The organism is Streptomyces sp. NPDC041970, assembly GCF_055588985.1.
This window is the reverse complement of sequence record NZ_JBVJCD010000011.1, coordinates 83,504-102,920: the sequence shown is the minus strand read 5'-3', so window position 1 is coordinate 102,920 and position 19,417 is coordinate 83,504. Positions and strand designations below refer to the sequence as shown.

The window sequence follows — 19,417 nt, the reverse complement described above, 5'->3', positions numbered from 1 at the left end:
CGCGCGTGCTTAGCGTGGCGGCATGAACCCAGAGGTCAGCAGTGTCGCCGCGTCCGATTTCCCCGACTGGGTGAGGGCGGTGTACACCGGCTTCCTGACGGCGGCCGTGCCGACCGAGGAGGACATCGCGGACCGGCTGCCCCGCCTCGACCTCACGCGGCTGCGGGGCGCGCGCGACGCCGGGCGGTGGGTGGCGACGTTCCGTTCGTTCGAGCAGGAGCTGACAGTGCCCGGCGGCGCCACCGTACGGGCCGACGGGATCACCGCGGTGACCGTGTCGCCCACGCACCGCCGGCGCGGGCTGCTGAGCCGGATGATGGCGCAGGAGCTGGCGGCGGCCAAGGAGCGCGGCGACGTCCTCGCCTCGCTGATCGCCGCCGAGTACCCGATCTACGGCCGGTACGGCTTCGGCCCCGCGACGTGGGCGGCGGAGTGGGAGGTCTCCGTGCCGCGCGCCGGCCTGGACCCCCGCCGGTCCGGCCGGCCGGAGGGCGGCGGCCGGGTCGAGCTGGTGGACGCCGCCGAGGTGCGCAGGGCGGGCCCGGAGCTGCACGCCCGGCTCGCGGCCCGGCAGCCCGGCGTCGTCAGCCGCGACGAGCACCGGTGGCAGGTGGCCACCGGGGCGGCCTTCTACCCCCCGCACGATCCGTGGACCCCGGCGTTCTTCGCGGTGCACCGCACCGCGAGCGGCGAGATCGACGGCCTGGTGACGTATGCCGCGGACGACAAGTGGGGCGACGCCAAGCAGCCGCTGAACACCGCGTCCGTACGCGACCTGATCGCGCTGGACCCGGCGGCCGAGCGGGCCCTGTGGCACTACCTCTGCTCGATCGACTGGATCACCACGGTCCGCTCCGGCCACCGCGCCCCCGACGACCTGCTGCCGCTGCTGCTCCCGGACCCGCGCGCCGCCCGGATGGTCACGTACGCGGACTTCATGTGGCTGCGGCTGCTGGACGTGCCGCGCGCCCTGGAGGCCCGCGCCTACGGGATCGAGGCGCAGCTCGTGCTCGACGTCCGGGACGACGCCGGGCTGGCCGGCGGGCGCTTCCTGCTGGACGCCTCGGCCTCGGGCGCGCGGTGTTCCCCGACCACCCGGAGCGCCGATCTCACGTTGGGCGTGGAGGAGTTGGCCACGCTGTACCTGGGCGACGAGTCGGCGCGCCGACTGGTGGACCTGGGGCGGGCGGAGGAGGCGCGCGCCGGTGCGGCGGGGACGGCGGACGCCCTGTTCCGTACGGGCCGCCGGCCGTGGTGCCCGGACGTGTTCTGAGCCGCCGCCCGAGGGGCGCCCCGGCGTCTTCCGGCTCCCGGAGTCCGGGGCGATGGGCGAGCCGGACGACCAGGACCAGGCGTTCGCCTTCGGCCCGGAGCGCCCGCTGGACGGGATCGAGGCGCTGATCCACCGGACGGCCGAGCCTGCCGGGGTGGTGGGCGGCTCGCGGGACGGAGTGGCGGGGCACCGGGACGGAGTGGCGGGCGGCGGGGTCAAGTCCGCTTGAGGTCGGGGGCGTACGCTGCATGGTCATGAGCGGAGAGAAGGGCGGGGGCGCGGAGCACGGGGGCGGTGCGGCCGACGGGGGGCGTGCGGAGGGGGCCACTGCGGACTCGGCTCCGGATTCGGCTCCGGCGCGCGGGGCCGCGGAGGCTTCGGGGCGCGCGGAGGAGCGGGGGCCGGAGCGCGGTCCGGCTCAGGATTCGCCGGGCGGGCCGGCGCGGGGGGCGGTCGGCCGGGGGCGTGCGGAGGCTTCGGGGCGCGGGGATGCCCCGGCTGCGTCTGCGGCGCGCGGGCCCGCGGAGGCCCCGGCGCGCGGGGCCGGTGCGGGCGGTCTGCGGGAGCGGAAGAAGCGGCTGACCTACGAGGCGGTCTCCGAGGCCGCCATCGCGCTCTTCCTGGAGCGGGGCTTCGACCGGGTGTCCGTGGCGGAGGTGGCGGCCGCGGCGGACATCTCCAAGCCGACGCTGTTCCGGTACTTCCCCGCCAAGGAGGACCTGGTGCTGCACCGGTTCGCCGACCACGAGGACGAGCCCGCCCGCGTCGTCGCCGGGCGGTCCGCCGGCGAGAGCCCGCTGGAGGCCCTGCACCGCCACTTCCTCGACGGCCTGGACCGGCGCGACCCGGTGACCGGTCTCTGCGACGCTCCCGAAGTCCTGGCGTTCCACCGCCTGTTGTACGGGACCCCGTCGCTGGTGGCCCGCCTGTACGCCTACCAGTCCCGCTCCGAGGAGGCCCTCGCCGAGGCCCTGGGCGGCGGCGTGCCACGACGGCTCGCGGCCGGTCAGACCATCGCCGTCCTGCGCATCCTGGCCGAGGAGAACTGGCGGCGGATCGACGCGGGGGCGAGCGCTGACCACCTCCACCCGAGCGCGGTCCGGGCGGCCGGGGAGGCGTTCGCCCAGCTCCGCACGGGGCTGGAACCGCAGCGGTGAGGGCGGCCCGCGTGCGGGCTCACGCGGGCGGCGACTCCTCGGCGTACGGCCCCAACGCCCGCCGCAGGTCGGCCGGTTCGCGGTAGAGCACCCCCGTCATGCCGAGGGCGGCGGCCGCGTCGACGTTCTCCTGCCGGTCGTCCACGAACAGGCACCGCTCCACCGCCGTGCCCGCCCGCTGGGCGGCGATGCGGTAGATGGCCGGATCGGGCTTGGCGACCTGCTCCACCGCGCTGCTCACGACCGCGTGGGCCAGATCGGTGAGGCCCAACAGGGCCAGGTCGGCATCCAGTCGGTGGGACGCGTTCGTCACGAGCACCAGCGGGACGCGCGCCCGGACCCGCCGCAGCAGCGCGACCACCTCGGCGTCGGCCCGGAACGGCGCCGCGGCGAGCGCCCGGCCCAATTCCCGCGCCCGCTCGGGCCCCACCCGGTCGGTGAGCCGCGCGGTGATGGACTCCACCCAGGCGTCCGTGGTGATGCGGCCGAGGAGGAGCGGCAGATCGACGTCGGGCGCGTAGGCGACCTCGGTCGTGGCCCCCTCCGCCAGTCCGGCGGCCCGTTCCAGTGCGGCGAGCGGGGCCGTGTCGTAGAAGCGGATGACGTTGTCGAGGTCGCAGAGCACGGCGTCGAAGCCGCGGTCGACGGGGGCGGGGGAGGCGTACGACGTACTCATGGGAGGGTTCCGTTCTCCGTCGCGGCCGGACGGCCGGGGCGGCCTCCGGCGCGACGGCACCGCGCTCCGGCCGGTCCGGCCGAGCGGCGGGACCACGCCCCGCACGTGTCCGCCAGCATAGGACGGAGGTCCCGCACAGGCGGTGCCGCCTCGAACTCCCTCCGCTCGGCAGGCTGATGAGCGCCTCGGCGGTGGGATAGCGTTCGGGCGGGGAGGTCGGAGCGATGAGTGTGCGACTGGCGGCGTACGCCGTGTGCGTCGAGGACGGGCGGGTCCTGCTCGCCCATCACGTACCGCCGAGCGGCGCGTCCACATGGACGCTTCCGGGCGGCGGGGTCGAGCAGTCGGAGGACCCGTTCGACGCGGTGGTCCGCGAGGTCGCCGAGGAGAGCGGCTGCGACGCGGTGGTGGAGCGCCTGCTGGGCGTGGACTCGCGGATCATCCCTGCGGCGGAACGCACTCTCCCCGGCTCCCCGGAACACCAGAACGTCGGCATCTTCTACCAGGTCCGCGTCATCGGCGACCGCTTCCGACCGGACCCGGACGACGACGTCGCGGAGTGCGTGTGGACGCCGATCCCCGACGTCACCGGCCTGCGCCGGTCGTCCCTGGTCGACGTGGGCCTGGCGCTGGCGCGGACCCTCCCGGCGACGGGCCACGTCGCCGCGGTCCCGGTCGGCGGCCTGATCCAGCACTGAGAGGGCCGTGGCCGCTCCGGCAGGCCGGCCGCCGGAGCCCCGGCCCCTCCTATGCTCGGCCGCATGGCTGACGAGTGCTTCGGGCATCCACGGCTCGCCGCGATCCAGGACCCCCTCGACCCCGACCGCGGCGACCTCGACGCGTACGTGGGGATGGCGGTGGAGTTCGGAGCGCGCCGGGTCCTCGACGTCGGCTGCGGGACGGGGGTGTTCGCCCTGGCACTGGCCGAGCGGGGGATCGAGGCCGTCGGCGTCGACCCGGCCGGGGCGTCCATCGACGTGGCCCGAGCCAAGCGGGGTGGCGAGCGCGTGCGTTGGATCTGCGGCGACGCGACGGCTCTGCCGCCCCTGCGGGTCGACCTGGTGACCATGACGGCGAACGTCGCCCAGGAGATCGTCGACCCGGTGGCCTGGCGGGAGACCCTGCGCGGCGCGCACGAGGCGCTGCGGCCGGGCGGCCGCCTGGTGTTCGAGACACGGGACCCGGCCGCGCGTGCCTGGGAGGAGTGGAACCGCGCGGCCTCGTGGCGGGTGACGGAGATCCCGGCGGTCGGCGCCGTCGAGAGCTGGGTCGAGGTGACCGAGGTGGACGGTCCGCTGGTGTCGTTCCGTTGGACGTACGTCTTCGCGTCCGACGGGCAGGTGCTGACGTCGGACTCCACCCTGCGCTTCCGTGGACGGCCGGAGATCGAGGCGGAGCTGATGGCGCTGGGCTACGCGGTGGAGGACGTGCGCGACGCGCCGGACAGGCCGGGCCGGGAGCTGGTCCTCGTCGCGCGCACCGTCAGTCGTCGAGGGCGTCCGCGATCTGCCGCGCGGCCTGTGCGGGCGTGAGGTGCGTGGTGTCGACGACCTCGGCCTCGTCGTGCAACCACGTACGGGCCGCCTCGGCGTAGGGCGCGAGGTGGCGGAGGCGGAAGTCGGAGTCGGGGCCGAGCAGCGTGTCCCCCGCGATACGGCGTCGGAGGGTCTCCTGGTCGGCGTGGAGAACGAAGTGGCGTACGGGGACGGCGTGGTGGGCGAGGCCGGCGCTGATCTCGCGCCAGTACGGCTCGACCAGGACCGTCATGGGCATCACCAGCGTGCCGCCGGTGTAGTCGAGGACGCGGTGGGCGGTCTCGACGACGAGCGACCGCCACGGCGGCCAGTGCTGGAAGTTGTCCGTCGCGGGCAGCCCCGGCGTGATGTCCATGAGCGTCTCGCCGACCTTCTCGGCGTCGAACACCCGTGAGTCCGGGCTCAGTTCCCGTACGAGTGCGCTGGTCGTCGTCTTGCCCGCACCGTGGGTGCCGTTGATCCACACGATCATGCGGCCCATGCCAGGTCCGGCTCGGGGCCGTGCGGAACCGGGGATCGTGGCGGCGAGGGCCCCGGCGCGGCGGGGCCTCGCGCGGTGGTAGCGGAGCCCCTGCCCCCGCGCCGGTGGCCGCGGGACCGAGGGCCAGGGGCCCCGCGGTCCGGTTCGCGCACGGCCTCGGGCCGCGGACCGGATCGGACGGCAGGCGCTCCGACCCCACCGGACGGCGACACGGCGTGCGTCGATCCGGACCGGTGGGGCATCGGCGCACGCCCCGCTGAGGCGGCGCGGACCCGCGTGCCTCCCCGCCCTCGTACCGGGCGGGCCGGTGCGCCTAGCGGACCACGTCGACGAAGATCGGGTTGGTGTAGAGCCACAGGTCGTCCCAGGGGTTGCCCTCGCCGGGGCGGTGGGCCTGGGGGGCGTGGGCGTCGACGGACGGGCCGAAGGGGCCGGGGGCGTTGCGCCTGCCGTCGCTGCCTCGGAGCCGGACGTAGAACGGCTCGTCGACCCGGCCCAGCGGGATGTCGAGGGTGAAGGCGCCCCGGCGGTGGGAGACGTCGATGTGGTCCACCACCCGCGTGTCGGGGGCCCGCCAGGCGTCGCGGTCGGCGGCCGGGCCGGTCACGGTCCCGCGGATGACGTCAAGGGTGGCCAGCCGGGGCAGGTCGCCGTGGGAGTTGCGCCGGGAGGCCGGGGTGATCGTGACCCGGAGGCTTGCACGGCGGCCGCGCCGCACCCGCAGCCGTTGCCCGAGCGTCACGCCGTGGGGGTCGAAGCCGTCCCGGCGGAGGCGTACGTCGATGGCGTCGACGAGGTGGCCGTGGTCCACCCACACCCGGCCGGCCCGCAGGCCGTCCATCACCTGGCGGTAGCCGAAGCGGGTCACCCCGACGTGGGTGCGGCTGAACTGACCGGGCCAGAAGTCGCTGCCGTGCTGCGGCACGCCCGTGTCCGTCGGGCTCGGCTTGTGCCCCAGCGTGTCGAAGTCGGCGCCGGGCGGGAAGTCGCCGTCGCGCCACGTGTCGGCGACCGTGCGGTGGTTGTCGGAGTTGGAGGTGATCCAGAACGGCTTGCCCTCCGCGAGCAGCGAGTCCCACATCCCGCCGACGGTGGCGGTCATCCAGTCGAAGCCGCCCAGGGTCCGGTAGGACTCCGGCGGGTAGCCGGGCCAGGAGTTGGCCGAGGGGGCGTTCTCGTACTCGCCGCGCACGCTGCCCGGTCCGCTGTTGGTCGCGATGGGCGCGGCCTGGGCGCCGGGCGCGCCCTCCATGCCGACGAAGATCTCGGGTGCCGCGTCCCGCCACGCGCGCATCTCGTGCGGCGAGTCGATGCCGAGGCGGGAGGGGTGGTTGGCGAAGAGCAGCACGTCGGGCACCATCCCGCGACGACGCTGGCGCGCGAGCCACCGGATGGCGTCGACGGCCGCCTGCTCGTTCGCGGGGGTCGAGGCGTCGCGCTTGTTGAGCTTACCGTCGTGGGCCAGCTCGAACCGGGTGAGCAGGTCCACCTCGTGCCGGCCCGGTGCGGCCATCACGGTGGCGTGCTCGGCCGCCGGGATGTACCACTCCAGTCCCTGGAAGACGAGGAGCCGGGGGCGGGCCCGGCGGATGTCGCGGATCTCCTCGTGCTGCTTCAGCGCACCGCCCGGCCGCGTGTGGCCGATGTTGCAGTGCTCGGTCAGGACCATCCAGTCGAGGCCGAACCGCTCGGCGTGGCCGGTCTGCTGGAGCAGGTCGTACTTGGCGTCGTGGCTGAACCGGCTGTGCACGTGGTGGTCGCCCACGAGGTACGCGTAACGGCGCGAAGGGCCCCCGACCGCCGCGGACTCCTGCCCGGCGGAGGCGGCCAGCGCCTCGCCGCCGACCGCGGCGGACGCCAGGAACCCCGCACCGAACAGGCCGGCTCCGCGCAGCACCCGCCGCCGGGAGACCTCCTGCGCGTCCAGGCCCTGCTCGGCGACGGCGGGATCCGCCCAGCGCGGCAGCATTCGGTCGGGGTCGTAGTCGTGGTCATGCGTCATGGAGGCTCACCGGTTCTGGTCGGAAGAGTCGAGGGAGCGGACGAGGGCAGCGGGGCCGTGTCCTCGCCCTGGTCGGCGGCGAGGGCCGGGCCGCCGGGCGACGAGGCACGCGGCCCGTCCGGCGGAGGCCCCTGGCGGCGCCGTCCGTGTACGTCGGCCGCCCGGCGGCGTACGCGGAGTGGTTCGTGGCCGGCCGGGGGAGCGGGGCGGGACCGGCTCGGTCGGGCAGCGCCCGGCGCGGCCGCCGCGTTCCGGGACACGGCCCCCGGTGGGCCGCTCCGCGCGTACCCGGTCGGGGGCGTCCCGTACGGCCCGGCGGCACGCGCCGCGCGTGACCGGGCGGCCCGTACGGACCGGCCGGAAGCGGCACGGCGGGCGCGGGCGGCACCGCGGCGGGGCGGCGGAACACGGTGTTACTCCGCCGGACCCCCGCCGCCGGGCAGGCCGGACGCCGCCGTCCCCGGCAGCCCCGTCCCCGCGCGGGCGGGTAAGCCCGCGCCGATCAGCACGGGCGTGCCCGGACCCGCTGCCGGGGGCGGCGCGGTGCGCCTGCTGCGATGCATGTACGTCTCAACTCCAAGGGAAGCGGAAGTCCTCTCCCCCCGGAGAAGCAACGGCTCGATCCTGGCCTCCCTCCATGGCGGCCCCGGCGAACGGCGGGCGGACAGCGCGAGAAATGTTCGTGCCTCTGATGGCCCGACAGATCCGCGTGCACAGTGCCCCCGGCGTCGTGAGGCCCCCCGGAGCCCGGCCGGGGAAGCGCGTGCCCGGCGCGCCCGGTAGCGCCGCATGACTACCGCGGCGACGTCGGGGGGGCGATCCTGCCCCAGGGGACTTCAGCGGTCGCCACCGGCCGCGACCAGGAAGAAGGAGAGATCGTTATGGCGATTCAGCGGATGGACAACGTCGGCATCGTCGTCGAGGACATGGACGCGGCCATCGCGTTCTTCGTGGAGCTGGGTATGGAGCTGGAGGGCAGGGCGGAGGTCGAGGGCCCGTTCGTGGACCGGTGCACCGGGCTCGACGGCGTCCGCTGCGACATCGCGATGGTCCGTACCCCGGACGGTCTCAGCCGGATCGAGCTGGCGAGGTACCGCAGCCCCGCGCCGATCAGCGCCGGGCCGCCCGCCCGGCCGCACAACATCCTGGGCACGCACCGCGTGATGTTCGCCGTCGACGACATCGAGGACACCGTCGCCCGCCTGCGCCCGCACGGCGGCGAACTCGTCGGCGGCATCGCCCGGTTCGAGGACAGCTACCTGGTCTGCTACGTCCGCGGCCCGGAGGGCGTCATCGTCGGGTTGGCCGAGCAACTGAGCTGAGACGGAGCGCCGTGCCCCGGACGTCCGTCGGCATGGCGCGGCCCCTGACCCGCTGCACTGACGGTTCGTCGGAACGCACGCGCCCTCCCCGTCCCGATCTGTCGGAGGCAGCCGCCTCCATGGCGTACGGACAAGTCGACTGACCGGCTCGGAGGTCTCATGCCCCCGCACAGGGAAGCAGCCGCCAAGACCCTCCACCAGCTCTCCGCGCCGCCGGACACGGCCGGCGGCGCGGACGGGGCTCTCGGCAGGGAGGCGCCGGCGGGGCTTGACCGTCGCGCGCCGCCGCCCAGCACGTGGCGCGCGACACTTTTGCAAGCACCTGCTTGCAAAAGTTAGCGCGAGGTCGCACTATCGGGTCATGGCATCACTCAACGTCGGCAATCTCGGTGAGTACCTGCGGGAGCAGCGCCGTGCGGCGCAGCTCTCGCTGCGGCAGCTCGCCGATGCCACCGGGGTGTCGAATCCGTATCTCAGCCAGATCGAGCGCGGGCTGCGCAAGCCCAGTGCGGACGTGCTCCAGCAGGTCGCCAAGGCGCTGCGGATCTCGGCCGAGACCCTGTACGTCCGCGCGGGCATCCTCGACGAGCGGGAGCGGGAGGAGCTGGAGACGCGGGCGGCCATTCTGGCCGATCCCTCGATCAGCGAGCGGCAGAAGAGCGTTCTGCTCCAGATCTACGACTCCTTCCGCCGGGAGAACGGATACGCCCCCGCGTCCGGCGCGGGCAGTGGTGCCGGAGCCGGTACCGGCGGCGACGCCGGTGCGGACCCGAAGGACGACCAAGACCCTCACAGCTAGCAACTGGTTTCCGATGATCCGGGAGGACCACCGTCATGGCCATCGCCGATGACCTGCGCAAGACCCTCACCGACCCCACCCCCCTCTATTTCGCCGCGGGTACGGCCGACCTCGCCGTGCAGCAGGCGCGCAAGGTCCCGGCGCTGATCGAGCAGCTCCGGGCCGAGGCGCCCGAGCGGATCGACGCCGTCCGCAACACCGACCCCAAGGCCGTGCAGGAGAAGGTGGCCACCCAGGCCAAGGAGGCCCAGGCCACCGTCCAGGCGAAGGTCGGCGAGGTGCTCGGCGCGTTCGACGCCGCCGACCTGAAGAAGCTGGGCGAGACCGCCCAGGACCTGGCCCTGCGCAGCGTGGGCGTGGCCGCCGAGTACGCGATCCGGGCTCGGGAGACGTACGAGAAGGTCGCCGAGCACGGCGAGCAGGCCGTCCGGACCTGGCGCGGCGAGACGGCCGAGGAGATCGTCGAGATCGCCGCCGTCATCGAGGCCGATCCCAAGCCCGCGCCGAAGAGCGCTCCCGCGCCGAAGAGCGAGGCGGAGAGCACGTCCGCCGCGGCGGCCCCCGCCAAGCCCGCCCCGGCCGCCAAGACCGCCGGGTCCGCGGGGACGAAGGGCGCGACCGCCGGGACGGCCTCCGAGAAGAAGACCCCCGCGCCGCGCAGGCCCGCGGCCAAGAAGACCCCGCCGGCCGGCGAGTGACCCTCGCGGGGGCCTCTCCGGTGCGACGCGCGACACGCGTGACCGGGACGCGGGGCGGGCACCTTTACGGGGGATCGGCTCGTTGTCCCGGTACCTTGGCCGCAGGGCGCCCATCCATTCACTAGGCGGTACACCATGTTGCTCTCAGGATTCGGCACACTCGTCGATCTGCTCTTCCTGGCCATGCTCGCGCTGGCCGTGGTCGCCTTCGTCTTCGCGGCGATCGCCCGGGAGGACGCCTACCGTGCCGCGGACAAGAAGAGCAAGCCCTTCTGGCTGATCCTCCTCGGCGTGGCGGTGGCGGTGAACCTGTTCGTCCCGATGCTGTTCCTCCAGCTCGCGGGCCTGGTCGCGTCGATCGTCTTCATGGTCGACGTGCGGCCCGCGCTCAAGGCGGTGTCGGGCGGCCGCAGGGGCGGCTCCAGCAGCGACGGCCCGTACGGCCCCTACAACGGCGGGCGCTGACCTCTCGCGGCCTCACGGGGCCGCCGGGCGACGGGTGCGGGGCGGAAGCGCGGTGCGGCTTCCGCCCCGCACCCGTGTCCGCTCCAGGTCGCGGCCCAGCAGCAGGACGGCCACGTCGTCCGTCAGCTCGCCGCCGTTCAGCTCCCGCACCTCGGTGACCGCGGCCTCCAGCAGCTCCTCGCCCGCGAGCCCGCGCTCCCGGCGGCCGTTGACCACCGCGACCATGCCGTCCTGTCCCAGCCGCCGGCCGTCGCCGGCGGCGACGCGCCCCTCGATCAGCCCGTCCGTGTACATCATCAGGCTCCACGCGCCGCCCAGCTCCACCTGCCGCCGCGGCCACCGGGCCCGCGGGAGCAGCCCCAGCGCCGGGCCGCCGTCCTCGTACGGAAGCAGCCGGGCCGGCTGTCCGGGGCGGGCGAGCAGCGGCGCCGGGTGGCCCGCGAGGCAGAGCCCGGCGCTCCGGCCGTCGGGGGAGATGTCGACGGTGCAGAGCGTCGCGAAGATCTCCTCGCTCTGCCGTTCGTGCTCCAGCACCTGTTGCAGCGTGGACAGCAGCACGTCCCCGCAGAGCCCGGCCAGGGTCAGCGCCCGCCAGGCGATCCGCAACTCGACGCCGAGGGCCGCCTCGTCCGGGCCGTGCCCGCAGACGTCGCCGATCATTGCGTGCACTGTGCCGTCCGGGGTGCGCACGGTGTCGTAGAAGTCGCCGCCGAGGAGGGCCCGGCTGCGACCGGGGCGGTAGAGGGCGGCGAAGCTGAGGTCGGAGCCGTCCAGGAGCGGGGTGGGCAGGAGGCCGCGTTCGAGCCGGGCGTTCTCCTGGGCGCGCAGCCGGGACTCGGTCAACTGGTGCTGGGCGATGTCGGCGCGCTTGCGCTCCACGGCGTACCGGATCGCCCGGCTGAGGACGCGTGCGTCCAGTTCGCCCCGGAAGAGGTAGTCCTGCGCCCCGACGCGGACGGCCTCGGCGGCCAGTTCGGCGTCGTCCTGCGCGGTGAGCGCGAGGACCGCGTGCAGCGGGGCGATCCGCAGGACGTGGGTGAGGGCCGCCAGCTCGGCGGCGCGCTCCGAGGCGGGCTCGGGCCGCTGCCCGGCGTCGGACGCCCCGGCGTCGGTGCCGGGCGGGCCCGTCGCGCCCGTGACGGGGAGCGCGAGGTCCAGCAGGATGCAGTCGACGTCATCGGTGAGCAGCCGCCCGGCCTCGGTGAGGTTGCGGGCGGTGCGGACGCGGACCCGTGTACCGGCGGCCGCCGACAGCTCGGGCACGGGGACGGCGGTGCCCGTCGGGTCGTCCTCGATCACCAGCAGGGTGAGGTCGGCGCCGTGGGAGGTCTCCGCAGCGGCGGCGGAGCGCGTCTGCGGTACGGATACGGGCATCGGTTCGGGCTTCCTTCCCTCCCCCGAGGGTGCGGCGGAACGACGATCGACGCCCCGCCAGTCCGGGACGATAGCGGCCCGCGGCCGGGGAACGGAATGGCGCGCGGGGACCGTCCGCCGTTCGCCGGGCCGTCAGGTGCCGCGTCCTGGCGTGGAAGCGGTGCGATGGGCGGCGGTAGGGGCGGCGGGGCGCCCATGACGAACATCACGCGGCCGGGGACGGCGGCGTGGCCCTGCTCACAGGGCCCCGTCCCGGTCCGGCCGCAGTCCCGCGGCCGGTGAGCGGGGGCGGGACTGCGCGCTCCCGCCACCGGAGCCGGACCGGTCGTCCGCCCGCCTGGAGGGACCGGTCGTCCGGAGCCGCACCGGTCGTCCGCCCACCCACCCGGAGCCGGGAAGCCGTGCTCCGGCCCGCCCGGAACCGGAATGATCGGGGCCGGAATGGTCGGGGCCGGACGGGTCGTCCGGAGAGCCGGGCCGGTCGTCCGCACGCCTGGAGGGACCGGTCGTCCGGAGCCGCACCGGTCGTCCGCCCACCCACCCGGAGCCGGGAAGCCGTGCTCCAAGCCCGCCCGGAGCCGGACCGCCCGCCCCCCCCCGGTACGGTGCCGACCGCCGCCGCGGCTACTTGTCGGGGCGCACCACGCCGAGGATCTTCATCGAGCCCGCGCCGGCCAGCGTGACGTCGCGGCCGGGGCGCGGGGCGTGCACGATCGCGCCGTCACCGACGTACATCCCGACATGGCTGGCGTCGGCGTGGTAGATGATCAGGTCGCCGGGGCGCATGTCCGCGATGTCGATGCGCGGCAGCAGCCGCCACTGCTCCTGCGAGGTGCGGGGTATCGGGCGCCCGGCCGCCAGCCAGGCCTGCGAGGTCAGCCCGGAGCAGTCGTACGAACCGGGGCCCTCGGCCCCCCAGACATACGGCTTGCCGATCTGCGCGGTCGCGAAGGCCACCGCCGCCCGGCCGCTCTCGCTCGCCTCGCCGCTGACGTCCTTGACCGTGGTGGAGGAGAGCCACGCGCTCTGCGCCCTCGCGGCGGCGGCCCGCTCCAGCTCGCGCAGCCGGCCGCGCTCCTCCTCCTCCAACTGGTCCTCGATCTTCTCGGCCGCCGCGATCTGGGCGTTGATCCGCTTCTTGGCCTTGGCCTGCTTGAGCCGGTCGGCCTCCAGCTTCTCCCAGTGGGCGCTGGCGTCGCGGGTGTAGGACTCCAGGTCCTCCTGCCGGCGGTTCAGCTCGGTCAGGAGTGACTTGGAGGCGTGCTGGCTCTGCCGGACCTGGTTGACCCCGTCGAGGAAGAGCTGGGGGTCGCCGCTGAGGGCCAGCTGCGCGCCGGGGGGCAGCCCGCCGTTGCGGTACTGCTCGCGGGCCTGGGCGCCCGCCCGGTCCTTCAGCTCGGCGATGCGCGCCTGACCGTCGACGATCGCCCTGGCCAGCTTCGCTATCTCGCCGGACTGCTTCTTCGCCTGCTCCTCGGCCAGGTTGTACGCGTCCGTCGCCGCGCCCGCCTTCCGGTAGAGCGTCTCGATCCGCTCGCGGACCTTCTCCAGCTCCGCGGTGGTGTACCGCGACGGGGCGGAGGCGGAGGAGGGGGCGGTCGAGGGGTCCGGAACCGGGGCGGCCATCGCCTGCACCGGGGCCGTCAGCAGAGCCAGCGCACAGGCCAGCGTGATCGCGGCAGTGGCACAGCGGCGTCGGTTCACGAACTCCCCCTCCGGGACGTCTTCTTCGGTCCGCCTCCGGGCGGAGGCGGTACGGGCCGCGCGGGCGCGCCGAGCGGTGCGGGCGCAAGGGGCAGGAGCGGCCCCCGCGCGGAGAACCGGTCGAGCCGGATGACGTCGACCTGATTTACCGTCAGTAACTTTTCGGCGACGACGAGATCGTGCCATGTCGACCCGTGAAGCGACAGGGGCCGACCGCACCTGGCACGACATCGACCGCCCCCGCCACGCCGATCCCCCCGCTTCCCGGATCCGTCCGCGCCCCCGCGCTCGCGCCCCCGGCCGTTGATCATCCCATCCTCTGGGACGAACGATCTCCGCGCGTCGTTCCCGGAACGGTCGCGTTCCGTCCTTCCGGGCGGTTGTTCACCCGCTGTTGGGCCGCAGGGCGTCCCACGCCACGGTGACCTCGCCCTGGCGCCACCGCCGCTCCCCGTCCGTCGTCGGCCAGCTCCCCGACAGCGCCCGCACCGCCGCGATCCAGCGCTGCCGCGCGCCGAGCGAGGCGTACGGGGCGGCCGTCGCCCAGGCCCGGTCGAAGTCCCGGAGGAACGCGTGGACCGGCTCGCCCGGCACGTTGCGGTGGATCAGCGCCTTCGGCAGGCGTTCGGCGAGGTCCGAGGGGCGGTCCAGCGAGCCGAGCCGGGCGGCGAAGGTGACCGTGCGCGGCCCCTCGGGGCCCAGGGCCACCCAGACGTGCCGGCGTCCGATCTCGTCGCAGGTGCCCTCCACCAGCAGCCCGCCGGGGGCCAGGCGGGCGCGGAGGCGGGCCCAGACCTCCGCGACCTGGTCCTCGTCGTACTGGCGCAGCACGTTCGCCGCCCGGATCAGCACGGGCCGCACCTCCAGCGGGACCTCGAAGCCGCCGTGCACGAAGGTGAGCCCCTCGCGGGCGTACGGCTGCGCGGCGGCGACCCGCTCCGGGTCGATCTCGACGCCCGCCACCGCGGTGCGCGGTTCGGCGGTGCGCAGGCGGGCCAGCAGCTCGACGGCGGTCCAGGGGGCGGCCCCGTACCCGAGATCGACGGCCACCGGCCTCTCCGCGCGGCGCAGGGCGGGGCCGTGCACGGCGGCGATCCAGCGGTCCATGCGGCGGAGGCGGTTGGGGTTGGTGGTCCCGCGGGTGGCGGTGCCGATGGGGCGCTGGCGCATACGGCGAGCGTATGCGACACGGGGGAGCGGCCCCGCGGACCGCCCGGCCGGGCCCGCCCGACGCCTCCGCTCGGGGACACCGCGGGCGCCGCCGTCCGGCCGCACGGTGACAACGTAATAATTCGGCAAAGCGGAAATGAAACCCAGGACTCCTCTGTTCTCCCCTCGGAGGGCGCCGTACCCCTCTCCCCGGCGTGACCTGAGCGAGGAGGACCGACGACGTGAGCCAGTACGTCTCCCGGCTCGGCTCCACCCGGTCGGCCCCGCGCATCCGCTTTCCCGGCGGCTTCGCCGGGTCCTCGCGCAAGCCGCGCCGCATCGCGATGCTCTCCGTGCACACCTCGCCGCTCCACCAGCCCGGCACCGGCGACGCGGGCGGCATGAACGTCTACATCGTCGAGCTGGCCAAGCGCCTCGCCGCGATCGACATCGAGGTCGAGATCTTCACGCGGGCGACCACCGGCTCCCTGCCGCCCGCGGTGGAGCTGGCTCCGGGCGTCCTCGTCCGCCACGTGGACGCCGGGCCGTACGAGGGCCTGGCCAAGGAGGACCTGCCCGCCCAGCTCTGCGCCTTCACGCACGGCGTGATGCAGGCCTGGGCCGGCCAGCGCCCCGGCTACTACGACCTCGTGCACTCCCACTACTGGCTCTCCGGCCAGGTCGGCTGGCTCGCCGCCCAGCGCTGGGGCGTCCCGCTCGTCCACGCCATGCACACCATGGCCAAGGTCAAGAACGCCGCGCTCGCCGAGGGGGACGCCCCCGAACCGCCCGCCCGCGTCATCGGCGAGACCCAGATCGTCAACGCCTCGGACCGGTTGATCGCCAACACCGCCGAGGAGGCCGACGAACTCGTCCGCTTCTACGACGCCGACCCCGCCTCGGTCGCCGTGGTGCACCCCGGCGTCAACCTGGACCGCTTCCGCCCCGCCGACGGGCGCGCCGCCGCGCGGGCCCGCCTGGGGCTGCCGCGGGACGCGCTCGTTCCGCTCTTCGCGGGCCGCATCCAGCCGCTGAAGGCCCCCGACGTGCTGCTGCGCGCGGTGGCGGTGCTCCTGGAGCGCAACCCGTCCCTGCGGACCCGGACGGTCGTGCCGGTCGTCGGCGGCCCGAGCGGCAGCGGCCTGGCCAAGCCGGAGGGGCTGCAGAAGCTGGCCGCGCGGCTGGGCATCGCCGACGTCGTACGGTTCCATCCGCCGGTGAGCCAGGACCGGCTGGCGGACTGGTTCCGGGCCGCCTCCGTGCTGGTGATGCCGTCGTACAGCGAGTCCTTCGGCCTGGTCGCCATCGAGGCCCAGGCGACCGGCACCCCGGTCGTCGCGGCGGCGGTGGGCGGGCTGCCGGTGGCGGTGCGCGACGAGGTCAGCGGCTTCCTGATACCCGGACACGACCCGCAGGCGTACGCCCGCGCGCTCGAACGGTTCGCGGACGCGCCGGAGCTGGTCGAGCGCATGGGGGCGGCGGCCGCCGCGCACGCCGAGTCCTTCGGCTGGGACCGGGCCGCCGAGGCCACCGCCGACGTGTACACGGCCGCCCTCCGCGATCACCGCCGCCGGGCCCGTACGCACTGCGGCTGAGCCCGTCCGCTCCGGGCGGCGCGTGGGGCGCGCGCCCCTGTCGTACGCTCGCTGCATGGCTGACGCACCCGACGAAACAGCAGCGGCCCAGGTCATCGAGGCGGCGCTCGACGACGCCGGACTCACCTGGGAGTCCCCGGCCCCCGGCAACTACGTCGTGACGCTGCCCGGCACCCGCAAGCTGTCGACGACCTGTTCGCTGATCGTCGGCACGCACTCCCTCTCCCTCAACGCGTTCGTCGTCCGGCGCCCCGACGAGAACGCCGCCGAGGTGCACCGCTGGCTCCTGGAACGCAACCTCCGCCTCTTCGGCGTGAGTTACGCGGTCGACTCGCTCGGCGACGTCTACCTCGTCGGCAAGCTGCCGCTCTCCGTCGTCACCCCCGACGAGTTGGACCGGCTGCTGGGGGCGGTGCTGGAGGCGGCCGACGGACCGTTCAACACCCTTCTCGAACTCGGCTTCGCCAGCTCGATCCGCAAGGAGTACGCGTGGCGGGTCTCGCGCGGCGAGTCCACCCGCAACCTGGACGCGTTCAGCCACCTGATCGAGCGCCCGACCGACGTCTGAACCGAGGCCTGGGGGCGGCGCACACCGGTGCATACCGCGCGTCCCGCCCACAGCGCATTCACAGGATGATCACAGCGTAATCACGATCACGCCGGGGGCGTCGCACCCTCCGGATCGCCCCGACGTTCGATCGTAAGGTGAGACCACTGCGACGGCCCGTCCCAGGACGGCGTCCAACTGCCGCACGGGAAGCGGCGCGTTGCTTCCCGACACGGAAAGATGAACCATGCGCGCCACTGCCGTACGCCGTACCGCCCTCGCCGCCTGCGCGGTCTCCCTGACCCTGCTGGCCACCGCCTGCGGCGGCTCGTCCGACGCCGAAGGGAAGGCCGGCAAGGACGACAAGGCGGCGAAGACGACGGAGTCGACGGAGTCCGGCGCGGCCGCCGCTCCGGAGGCGAAGGCGCTCACCGCCGCCGAGCTGGAGACCGCCTCCCTGAAGCAGGGCGACGTCGCGGGCCACAAGGTGGCCGAGGCGGGCCCGAAGGACGAGGTCCCGGCGGGTGCCGTGACGGCCGGCAAGGCGGAGTGCCTGCCGGTCGTCCACGCCATGTACGGCGTCGCGCAGGCGGGTGCGAAGGCCACCACCAAGCGCCGGCTGATCAGCGAGCCGAAGGTGGACGCCAAGAAGGCCGCCGCGGAAGGCGACCTCGAGGGCGCGATGAAGGCGAACCTGGGCATGACGGCCACCTTCGTCGTCCTGACCGCGTACGAGGGGAAGGCCGGCCCGGACGCGTTCGCCGCGCTCGGCAAGGCCGCCGCCGACTGCGCGGGCGGCTTCGACGCCACGGTCGCCGGTGCGCAGCAGAAGGTCGTCTCGGTCACGGCGGACAAGACCGCCGGCGGCGGCGGCGACGAGGCGGCGGCCTGGACGGTCGTCGTCGAGCAGGACGGCGAGCCCACCCCGATGAAGGTGGTGGCGCTCCGCAAGGCGGGCACCGTGGCGACGTTCAACGCGGTCAGCGCGGCGGGTGGCCCGGTGCCGGCGGAGGTCGTGGCGGCCCAGGCGAAGAAGCTCGGCTGACGGACGCCCCTCCGGCCCCGGTGCCGACCGGCGGGACTCGCGGCTGAGGCGGAGAGCCGCCGCCTGGGGCCGGGGCCTCGGGCTCCGGGCCGGCTGCGTACGGCTCTCCGCCCCGACGCGGCCACCGCGAAGATCCGCCGGCGCCCGGTCACCCGTGGCGGAGAGCCCGCCCGTGTGCCTCGGCGCTGGGGCCCCGTTTGACGTGCACCGCTCTGCACCGGTGCTGCGGGGGCGGAGGGAGCCGTACGTTCCCCTGCCCCGGCGCTGGGGGTTCCGGTTGACGTACGCCCCCTGCCCCGGCGCTCCGGCGTCAGGGCAGGGGGACGAGCCGGACGACGGTGACGGTCAGCACGGACCGGGAGACGTAGTAGAGGACGATGGCCCCGCAGACCGTCGCCTCCCGCCGGTCCCGCTCGCTCTTGACGGCGGACGAGGCGTGCCCGTACGGCTCCTGGCCCAGGGTGCGGGCCATGGCGTCGCGGAACGCCTCGCCGTCGCGCATCTTGGCCAGGGTGTCGTCGGCGGGCGGTGCGTAGGAGATGCGGAAACTCAAGCGACGCTCCGCCTCTCGGCCTCGTCCTGCGCCAGCCGGTCCAGGATCTGCTCGGCCTCGGGGTCGGGGACGGCCTCCAGCATCCAGTGCCGCATGACGGCCTGGATCTCGTGCACCCCGGCGCCGTTGATGGCGAGGTCGAACTCCGCGCGTCTCTCCTCGGGCAGCGCGGCCCGGATGTCCGGGATGCTGTTGGGCACCTCGACCTCGGCTCCGCCGACGAAGGTCTTCAGAGACTCGCCCATGATCGCTTCCCCCGATCTCCCTGCCCGTGAGGCGCCGCACCGCGGCCCGACGGCCCACCGCCTCGGTCACGCCTGGGGCGGTCGTGGACCGTCACGGGTGGCACGGCTCCACCGTAGTGCGTACGCGGGCCACTTGGGCTCGCAGCGAAGGATCACCTCTCGGCGCGGGTGCACGCCGGGCGCCCTCGTACCGGAGGTGCGCTGAACCTGGAAGGGGTGCGCGCCGCGACCGGTACGAAGATGCGCCGGGCCCCCGGTACGAAGATGCGCCGGGCCCGGTCGCGGGGGTGCACCGGGAGCCTCCCGGTACGAGGGCGAGCGGAGCCTGCGGGCGTAGCCGCGCAGGGTCTCCGGTGCTCAGGTGCGCAGGCCCCCGGCGCGGATCAGCCCCGCCCGAGCCGCTCCAACACCCGCCGGCGGAGCAGCGCGTACTCCTCCTGGAGCCGCTTCCACTCGCTCACCGGCGGCCGGGCTATGACGTCGCCCCCGACGACGACCTCCTCGGGCCCGAACTGCTCCCGCGTCAGGTCGACCTCGACGCCCTCGCCCAACCGGTTCCACCAGTGGTAGTCCACCCGCACACCCTCGACGTGCACCTCGCCCCGGATCAACTCCCCACCCACCAGGTCGTTCAGCACCATGGCGGTCACCCCGCACTGATCGCGCGCCGGATTGTCCGGAGTCCACCGCGCCCGGTACTCCGGAGTGCAGGTCTCGGCACTCCAACTGCTGCGGAGGGCGCGCTCGATGTCGGTGAGGAGAAGGGTCGTCATGACGGCCATGGTGGCAGGAGGGTC

General features: G+C 74.8%; 21 protein-coding genes. 12 read left to right on the top strand and 9 right to left on the bottom strand.

The genetic code is table 11. The features are described 5' to 3' along the window. Positions 1-22 precede the first annotated feature (22 nt). From ACZ6EJ_RS08930 to ACZ6EJ_RS08920, 3 genes are all read left to right on the top strand, one after another. Positions 23-1,273, top strand: coding sequence for a GNAT family N-acetyltransferase (locus tag ACZ6EJ_RS08930; protein ID WP_469265568.1), 1,251 nt, complete (start codon positions 23-25; stop codon positions 1,271-1,273). Positions 1,274-1,325: 52 nt separating this feature from the next. Then, complete coding sequence (locus ACZ6EJ_RS08925; protein ID WP_469265567.1) at positions 1,326-1,502, top strand: hypothetical protein; 177 nt, start codon at positions 1,326-1,328, stop codon at positions 1,500-1,502. A 328-nt stretch (positions 1,503-1,830) separates the two neighbouring features. Continuing rightward, a complete protein-coding gene (locus tag ACZ6EJ_RS08920) occupies positions 1,831-2,430 on the top strand; it encodes a TetR family transcriptional regulator (RefSeq protein ID WP_469265645.1) in 600 nt (199 codons plus the stop codon). A 19-nt stretch (positions 2,431-2,449) separates the two neighbouring features. Here ACZ6EJ_RS08920 and ACZ6EJ_RS08915 read toward each other — a convergent pair whose 3' ends face one another. Beyond that, positions 2,450-3,106 (bottom strand): HAD-IA family hydrolase, encoded by a 657-nt coding sequence (locus tag ACZ6EJ_RS08915; RefSeq protein ID WP_469265565.1) that lies wholly within the window; start codon positions 3,104-3,106, stop codon positions 2,450-2,452. A 224-nt stretch (positions 3,107-3,330) separates the two neighbouring features. Here ACZ6EJ_RS08915 and ACZ6EJ_RS08910 point away from each other — a divergent pair, with 224 nt between their 5' ends. Both ACZ6EJ_RS08910 and ACZ6EJ_RS08905 read left to right on the top strand, forming a co-directional pair. Then, complete coding sequence (locus ACZ6EJ_RS08910; protein WP_469265563.1) at positions 3,331-3,804, top strand: NUDIX hydrolase; 474 nt, start codon at positions 3,331-3,333, stop codon at positions 3,802-3,804. Between the two features lie 63 nt (positions 3,805-3,867). Then, positions 3,868-4,638: a class I SAM-dependent methyltransferase gene (locus ACZ6EJ_RS08905; protein WP_469265562.1), complete on the top strand. Its 771-nt coding sequence runs from the start codon at positions 3,868-3,870 to the stop codon at positions 4,636-4,638. Here ACZ6EJ_RS08905 and ACZ6EJ_RS08900 read toward each other — a convergent pair. Together ACZ6EJ_RS08900 and ACZ6EJ_RS08895 are read right to left on the bottom strand one after the other, a co-directional pair. Next, positions 4,589-5,113, bottom strand: a complete 525-nt coding sequence (locus ACZ6EJ_RS08900; protein WP_469265644.1) for an AAA family ATPase — start codon at positions 5,111-5,113, stop codon at positions 4,589-4,591. The two genes, ACZ6EJ_RS08905 and ACZ6EJ_RS08900, sit on opposite strands and share 50 nt — an antisense overlap. 322 nt (positions 5,114-5,435) lie before the next feature. Further along, a complete protein-coding gene (locus ACZ6EJ_RS08895; RefSeq protein ID WP_469265560.1) occupies positions 5,436-7,124 on the bottom strand; it encodes a PHP domain-containing protein in 1,689 nt (562 codons plus the stop codon). Positions 7,125-8,005: 881 nt separating this feature from the next. Here ACZ6EJ_RS08895 and ACZ6EJ_RS08890 point away from each other — a divergent pair. The 4 genes from ACZ6EJ_RS08890 to ACZ6EJ_RS08875 all read left to right on the top strand — a co-directional run bounded on the left by ACZ6EJ_RS08890 (position 8,006) and on the right by ACZ6EJ_RS08875 (position 10,408). Continuing rightward, the gene (locus tag ACZ6EJ_RS08890) at positions 8,006-8,446 is read left to right on the top strand and encodes a VOC family protein (RefSeq protein WP_469265559.1); all 441 of its coding nucleotides are present in this window, start codon (positions 8,006-8,008) and stop codon (positions 8,444-8,446) included. Between the two features lie 361 nt (positions 8,447-8,807). Further along, positions 8,808-9,245 (top strand): helix-turn-helix domain-containing protein, encoded by a 438-nt coding sequence (locus tag ACZ6EJ_RS08885; protein WP_469265558.1) that lies wholly within the window; start codon positions 8,808-8,810, stop codon positions 9,243-9,245. Positions 9,246-9,280: 35 nt separating this feature from the next. Then, complete coding sequence (locus tag ACZ6EJ_RS08880; protein ID WP_469265557.1) at positions 9,281-9,943, top strand: hypothetical protein; 663 nt, start codon at positions 9,281-9,283, stop codon at positions 9,941-9,943. A 135-nt stretch (positions 9,944-10,078) separates the two neighbouring features. After that, on the top strand, positions 10,079-10,408 hold the full coding sequence (locus ACZ6EJ_RS08875; RefSeq protein ID WP_469265556.1) for a DUF2516 family protein: 330 nt from the start codon (positions 10,079-10,081) through the stop codon (positions 10,406-10,408). A gap of 12 nt (positions 10,409-10,420) precedes the next feature. Here the strand turns inward: ACZ6EJ_RS08875 and ACZ6EJ_RS08870 are convergent, their stop codons facing one another. The 3 genes from ACZ6EJ_RS08870 to ACZ6EJ_RS08860 all read right to left on the bottom strand — a co-directional run bounded on the left by ACZ6EJ_RS08870 (position 10,421) and on the right by ACZ6EJ_RS08860 (position 14,656). Continuing rightward, positions 10,421-11,782: a PP2C family protein-serine/threonine phosphatase gene (locus ACZ6EJ_RS08870; RefSeq protein ID WP_469265555.1), complete on the bottom strand. Its 1,362-nt coding sequence runs from the start codon at positions 11,780-11,782 to the stop codon at positions 10,421-10,423. A 624-nt stretch (positions 11,783-12,406) separates the two neighbouring features. After that, positions 12,407-13,486: a C40 family peptidase gene (locus ACZ6EJ_RS08865; protein WP_469265554.1), complete on the bottom strand. Its 1,080-nt coding sequence runs from the start codon at positions 13,484-13,486 to the stop codon at positions 12,407-12,409. A 384-nt stretch (positions 13,487-13,870) separates the two neighbouring features. Beyond that, positions 13,871-14,656 (bottom strand): class I SAM-dependent methyltransferase, encoded by a 786-nt coding sequence (locus tag ACZ6EJ_RS08860; protein ID WP_469265552.1) that lies wholly within the window; start codon positions 14,654-14,656, stop codon positions 13,871-13,873. Between the two features lie 221 nt (positions 14,657-14,877). Between ACZ6EJ_RS08860 and mshA the strand changes: the two genes are divergently transcribed. The 3 genes from mshA (at position 14,878) to ACZ6EJ_RS08845 (ending at position 17,822) form a co-directional block, all read left to right on the top strand. Beyond that, complete coding sequence (mshA, locus tag ACZ6EJ_RS08855; protein ID WP_469265551.1) at positions 14,878-16,230, top strand: D-inositol-3-phosphate glycosyltransferase; 1,353 nt, start codon at positions 14,878-14,880, stop codon at positions 16,228-16,230. 55 nt (positions 16,231-16,285) lie between these two features. Next, complete coding sequence (locus ACZ6EJ_RS08850) at positions 16,286-16,798, top strand: type III secretion system chaperone family protein (protein WP_469265550.1); 513 nt, start codon at positions 16,286-16,288, stop codon at positions 16,796-16,798. A gap of 226 nt (positions 16,799-17,024) precedes the next feature. Then, positions 17,025-17,822, top strand: coding sequence for a hypothetical protein (locus tag ACZ6EJ_RS08845; protein ID WP_469265548.1), 798 nt, complete (start codon positions 17,025-17,027; stop codon positions 17,820-17,822). A 310-nt stretch (positions 17,823-18,132) separates the two neighbouring features. On the opposite strand, the gene ACZ6EJ_RS08840 is transcribed toward ACZ6EJ_RS08845, so the two are convergent. From ACZ6EJ_RS08840 to ACZ6EJ_RS08830, 3 genes are all read right to left on the bottom strand, one after another. Next, entirely contained in the window at positions 18,133-18,375 is a 243-nt protein-coding gene (locus ACZ6EJ_RS08840) for a hypothetical protein (protein ID WP_469265546.1), read from the bottom strand. Continuing rightward, entirely contained in the window at positions 18,372-18,620 is a 249-nt protein-coding gene (locus ACZ6EJ_RS08835) for a hypothetical protein (protein ID WP_469265545.1), read from the bottom strand. Before ACZ6EJ_RS08835 ends, ACZ6EJ_RS08840 begins: the two co-directional genes overlap by 4 nt. 383 nt (positions 18,621-19,003) lie before the next feature. Then, the gene (locus ACZ6EJ_RS08830) at positions 19,004-19,393 is read right to left on the bottom strand and encodes a YunG family protein (RefSeq protein ID WP_469265543.1); all 390 of its coding nucleotides are present in this window, start codon (positions 19,391-19,393) and stop codon (positions 19,004-19,006) included. Positions 19,394-19,417: the final 24 nt, after the last annotated feature.

Bases quoted from the DNA above. Each gene is read 5' to 3' on its own strand.
- ACZ6EJ_RS08930 (WP_469265568.1), top strand. From the start codon at position 23: ATGAACCCAGAGGTCAGCAGTGTCGCCGCGTCCGATTTCCCCGACTGG.
- ACZ6EJ_RS08925 (WP_469265567.1), top strand. From the start codon at position 1,326: ATGGGCGAGCCGGACGACCAGGACCAGGCGTTCGCCTTCGGCCCGGAG.
- ACZ6EJ_RS08915 (WP_469265565.1), bottom strand. From the start codon at position 3,106: ATGAGTACGTCGTACGCCTCCCCCGCCCCCGTCGACCGCGGCTTCGAC.
- ACZ6EJ_RS08910 (WP_469265563.1), top strand. From the start codon at position 3,331: ATGAGTGTGCGACTGGCGGCGTACGCCGTGTGCGTCGAGGACGGGCGG.
- ACZ6EJ_RS08905 (WP_469265562.1), top strand. From the start codon at position 3,868: ATGGCTGACGAGTGCTTCGGGCATCCACGGCTCGCCGCGATCCAGGAC.
- ACZ6EJ_RS08900 (WP_469265644.1), bottom strand. From the start codon at position 5,113: ATGATCGTGTGGATCAACGGCACCCACGGTGCGGGCAAGACGACGACC.
- ACZ6EJ_RS08895 (WP_469265560.1), bottom strand. From the start codon at position 7,124: ATGACGCATGACCACGACTACGACCCCGACCGAATGCTGCCGCGCTGG.
- ACZ6EJ_RS08890 (WP_469265559.1), top strand. From the start codon at position 8,006: ATGGCGATTCAGCGGATGGACAACGTCGGCATCGTCGTCGAGGACATG.
- ACZ6EJ_RS08885 (WP_469265558.1), top strand. From the start codon at position 8,808: ATGGCATCACTCAACGTCGGCAATCTCGGTGAGTACCTGCGGGAGCAG.
- ACZ6EJ_RS08880 (WP_469265557.1), top strand. From the start codon at position 9,281: ATGGCCATCGCCGATGACCTGCGCAAGACCCTCACCGACCCCACCCCC.
- ACZ6EJ_RS08875 (WP_469265556.1), top strand. From the start codon at position 10,079: ATGTTGCTCTCAGGATTCGGCACACTCGTCGATCTGCTCTTCCTGGCC.
- ACZ6EJ_RS08870 (WP_469265555.1), bottom strand. From the start codon at position 11,782: ATGCCCGTATCCGTACCGCAGACGCGCTCCGCCGCCGCTGCGGAGACC.
- ACZ6EJ_RS08860 (WP_469265552.1), bottom strand. From the start codon at position 14,656: ATGCGCCAGCGCCCCATCGGCACCGCCACCCGCGGGACCACCAACCCC.
- ACZ6EJ_RS08850 (WP_469265550.1), top strand. From the start codon at position 16,286: ATGGCTGACGCACCCGACGAAACAGCAGCGGCCCAGGTCATCGAGGCG.
- ACZ6EJ_RS08845 (WP_469265548.1), top strand. From the start codon at position 17,025: ATGCGCGCCACTGCCGTACGCCGTACCGCCCTCGCCGCCTGCGCGGTC.
- ACZ6EJ_RS08835 (WP_469265545.1), bottom strand. From the start codon at position 18,620: ATGGGCGAGTCTCTGAAGACCTTCGTCGGCGGAGCCGAGGTCGAGGTG.
- ACZ6EJ_RS08830 (WP_469265543.1), bottom strand. From the start codon at position 19,393: ATGACGACCCTTCTCCTCACCGACATCGAGCGCGCCCTCCGCAGCAGT.